4 protein-coding genes and 1 pseudogene are annotated in these 3156 nt (G+C 60.9%); all 5 read right to left on the reverse strand.

Going from position 1 to position 3156, the window contains the following annotated elements; translation table 11 throughout:
* Positions 1-257 precede the first annotated feature (257 nt).
* Complete coding sequence (locus FS320_RS45635; protein WP_153885400.1) at positions 258-410, reverse strand: PNPOx family protein; 153 nt, start codon at positions 408-410, stop codon at positions 258-260.
* A 170-nt stretch (positions 411-580) separates the two neighbouring features.
* Positions 581-1120 (reverse strand): nuclear transport factor 2 family protein, encoded by a 540-nt coding sequence (locus FS320_RS40655; protein WP_152718193.1) that lies wholly within the window; start codon positions 1118-1120, stop codon positions 581-583.
* 251 nt (positions 1121-1371) lie between these two features.
* Positions 1372-1614, reverse strand: a complete 243-nt coding sequence (locus FS320_RS40660; protein WP_152718195.1) for a ferredoxin — start codon at positions 1612-1614, stop codon at positions 1372-1374.
* Between the two features lie 42 nt (positions 1615-1656).
* Positions 1657-2874: a cytochrome P450 gene (locus FS320_RS40665; RefSeq protein WP_162003585.1), complete on the reverse strand. Its 1218-nt coding sequence runs from the start codon at positions 2872-2874 to the stop codon at positions 1657-1659.
* Between the two features lie 28 nt (positions 2875-2902).
* Positions 2903-3156: pseudogene (locus tag FS320_RS46645) on the reverse strand (IS630 family transposase); the annotation flags it as partial.

A 3156-nucleotide genomic window follows, 5' to 3' on the forward strand; every position in this document is an offset into this window, starting at 1 on the left:
AGTGTCATTCTGGAGCTATCTTGGCGATAGACTGGGAATTGCTGATGCGCCAGCCGTCCCGCGCCTGGCAGATCTGGTCAGCGACCGCTGCTCCTTAGCGTGATCGCCAACGGTTTTGCCCCTATTACAATATACCCTGGTAAGAAACTGTAAAATAACAATAATTTATATGTCGGTTCTCTTCCCCTCTGCGAACCGGTCCTCCAGGCTGCGCCTGGACGTCGAAGAAAGCAGCGCAATACGGTGCTGTTCCTCCGTCAGGAAATTGTGGCGAGGGCGCCGCTCGCTTCGATGAGCGGCTCCGCCGAGGGCCTGCAATTGATGTACACCAGGATCGTCGGCGGGCTCGTGGTGACGGAGCAGACCGCCGTTGCGGTCGCGCCGTTTCGGCTCGGAAAGGCAATCCTCACGGCCGCATCCTCACCGGCAAGGCCTTCGCCGGAAGAAGCGCTGGGGCATTGCAGGATGGTTATAGTCTTTCGTGTCCGCTGCCGACGCGGCTCTCCAGTTGGGAACCTCTGAAGGCACCCTGGCTATGGGAGCGGAGCGTTCAAGCGTTACATTCATATGCAGTACACTTTCATATCTTTGAAGAAGTGCGGCGCTTCCTGAGCGCGTAGACCGGGTCATCCGGATACGATGCTCCGAGCGGCTGCCGGGGGCTGAACCGCTCTGTCTCGGAGGCCGCCGGCGGGGTCTGCTCCTCGAGCCAGTCGTAGACCACCGTGCGTTCGGCAATCCGCCATTCCCCTGCCCTCTTCTGGAACAGATCGCAATAGCGGCCGCAGAGGAGCACCTGGCGTATCTCTCCGGCCTCGTCCGGTCCGCGTTGCAGCGCGGTGAAGTAGCTCTCGACCGCGGCCTCTGCCGGGCTGATGAACTCGATCAGGACGTTCGTGATCTGATGGATGTTGCGCGGTCCGGTCGTGAAGACACCGAGCGCAAACTGGATGAAGCCCTCGGCCGAGCCGGAATAGGCCCCGTGATGGTCATACGCATCGGGCCAGTACGAGCTGCGCAGCGCCGCCTCGTCCGCGCGGTCTATCCCACGGCAGTACCGATAGAGGCAGTCGCGGATCGCCTCCCGGTCGTGTAGTTCGGAAGTCCTTGCCTGGTTCATCGGCTCTGTCGCGAATGCTGAGATTGGCCAGGAAGAGGCGTTTTCGCGTCTCCGTTCCGCTGCAACGATTTCGAACTGGTCGGCGCTAGGAGGCGGACTGTAAGGCGAACCTCGCCTGCCGTTTGCGTATCAAGTGGAGCAGCTCGATACCGGAGAGGATGACCCCACTGCCCAGTTGGACGAGGACGGTGGCAGGACAGAGGCCGCGCGCCGTCCTTTTCGCTGTGCGGCCAGGTCGGGCTGACCCCAATTTAAGTCCGCCAGACTCTCGATTGAATAAACACCGATTCAAGCGCAGCGGCTGTGCGATCGATTTCCAGTGCACGTTCGGGGCAGGCTTGCGCGCCTCGTGACGCGAGCAGTTCGTCCCCTTCCGCAACATTGATGTCACCGGGCAGGATGTAGCCCTCGTCATCAAGCTTGAAGATGTCCGGCGCTTGCGCCCAGCATCGCGCGTGACCCTGGCATGTGGCATGGTGGACGATGATGCGCATGGCGCTACCTCCTTTTCTGTGCTCCGATTCGGGTGGCCTTGGTCAGGACCAGTCCAGGATCAGATTCTCGATCCCGAACACATGGCCACCATGGGTGATGGGCGCCGTACCGTCCTTGATCCGAAAGCCCGGAATGCGCGCCGGCCACTCCTCGAGGCCGATGACAATCTCCCGCCGGGCAAGGTGTGAGCCAAGGCAACGATGCGGGCCATAGCCAAAGGCAGCATGGCGGTTGTCCTCACGCGCAAGATCGATCGTGTTGGGGCATTCGAATTCCGCCGGGTCACGATTGGCAATCATCGTGGCGCAGGAAACATAGTCCCCCTTACGGATCGGCGCGCGTTCGAAGTCGATATTTTTCGTTGCCACCCGGATCATCTGCACGGTTGGATAGGCGCGCAGCAATTCTTCGGCTGCGAGCCCGATTCGATCCGGTTCGCTCCGCAGCAAGTCCTGGTCTTTGGGATTGCGCGCGAGATAGGCCAAGTCAAAGCCTATCGCTGCTGCAACTGTGTCGAGTCCGGCGACGAACAGAAGCACCCCGGTGCCACGGACTTCCTCGTCGGTCAACGGGCGGCCCTCGACCTCTGCCTGCACGACGAAGGTCATGAAATCGGCGACTGGTTCCTTGCGGCGCATGGCTGCAAGTTCGTCGATGAACGCCACAATCATCCGAGCGGCCGCCGGTCGTTTGATATCGTCGCCGTGGAGCAGATCGTTCGCCCAGCCGACAAATATATCGAGTCGGTCATCCGAGAGCCCTAGAAAGCCAAGGAAGATGTTGACTGTGAAAGGAAAGGCAAAATCCTTCATAACATCGCAGCTTGTGCCCGATGCGGCGATCCTGTCGCTCAGCGCGATCGCTCGCTCCCGGACAGCCGGCTCCAGCACCATCACCCGCTTGGGCGAGAACAGCGGATTGAGTAGTGCGCGAAAAATGCCATGGGCCGGTGGATCGAGTTCGAGCGGGATCATCGGCCAGTTTTCGCCGAGCGCGGACGCGAAGATGCTGCGATGGCTGGAAAAGGTTTCGGCGTCCTGCAGCACCCTGCGCTGGTCTCTGGCGCGCGTAAAGACCCAGGTCCCCCGGCCATCGCGTGTGTTGTAGGGGGAATAAAAGATCGGCGGCCCGGCATGGGCGCAAGCGACAGCTGCGTGCGGATCCCCGTTGGGCGTCGATGGCATGCCAGCCGACGTGAACAGGCTGAAGTCCCTCACCATTTCGGGTGGGACATGATCTGGAACCGGGTTGCTCGCCACTTGGTTTCTCCTACCATCTAACCACTCGCTAGTGTTGTGACTCTAACGCTTGTTTCGCACGGGCGACCTTTTCCAGGATAGCTGAGGCCGAGGCGGTCCAGACAAAGGGTCTCGGGTCGGCATTGTGGTGCTCCAGGTAGTCCATGATAGCACTCTCCAGATCGGGCACGCTCGTGAAGGCGCCCCGCCGAATGCGCTCCTGGGTGATCAGGGCAAAGAAGCGCTCAACCTGGTTGAGCCATGAGGCCGAGGTCGGCGTGAAGTGCAGGTGGAAGCGCGGAT

The organism is Microvirga tunisiensis (genome assembly GCF_009296175.1).
Taxonomy (GTDB): domain Bacteria; phylum Pseudomonadota; class Alphaproteobacteria; order Rhizobiales; family Beijerinckiaceae; genus Microvirga; species Microvirga tunisiensis.